The 606-nt window shown below is 73.0% G+C and carries 1 protein-coding gene and 1 pseudogene; both read left to right on the top strand.

Annotation, left to right across the window (positions count from 1 at the left end):
• Positions 1 to 381 (top strand): annotated as a pseudogene (locus CCN42_RS39950) (phosphotransferase family protein); the annotation flags it as partial.
• Positions 382 to 446: 65 nt separating this feature from the next.
• Positions 447 to 606: TFIIB-type zinc ribbon-containing protein (locus CCN42_RS45820; RefSeq protein WP_281259576.1), on the top strand; the 160-nt coding region annotated here is incomplete at its 3' end.

Below are 606 nucleotides of genomic sequence, written 5' to 3'. Positions count from 1 at the left end.
GCCCCGCACCCCGCCGTGCCCACCGTCCTGAAGGCATGGTCCGCCCTCCCCGCCTGGGCCCGCGGGGAGGCGCCCATGCCGGACGCGGCCACCCTCTGTCACGGCGATCTGCACCTCGGACAGCTCGTCCGGCACCCGGCCCCGGACGGCCCGTGGCGGCTCATCGACGTCGACGACCTCGGGGCGGGCGTCCCGGCCTGGGACCTGGCGCGCCCGGCGGCCTGGTACGCCTGCGGTCTGCTCCCGCCCGACGAGTGGACCCGCTTCCTGGACGCCTACCGCGCCGCCGGAGGTCCGGCCGTCCCGGCCGACGGCGATCCGTGGCCCGCCCTGGACGTCCCGGCCCGCGCCCTCACCGTCCAGGCCGCCGCCCAGGCCGTCACCNNGACAGAGTCTGTGCTGGCGATACATGAAGCAGGATCTACCGGCGAGGAGTTGAGCCGACCGTGCAGTGCCCCAAGTGCCGTGCCGCGATGCACACCTACAACCGCAACGGAGTCCAGATCGAGCAGTGCAGCAACTGCCGTGGGATCTTCCTCGACTACGGCGAGCTGGAGGCCCTGACCCGCCTGGAGTCCCAGTGGACCCTGTCCCTTATACACACCT

The organism is Streptomyces glaucescens (genome assembly GCF_002154375.1).
In the GTDB taxonomy this organism is placed as follows: domain Bacteria; phylum Actinomycetota; class Actinomycetes; order Streptomycetales; family Streptomycetaceae; genus Streptomyces; species Streptomyces glaucescens.
The sequence above is the reverse complement of the archived record's forward strand: the minus strand, read 5'-3'. Positions and strand labels throughout refer to the sequence as shown.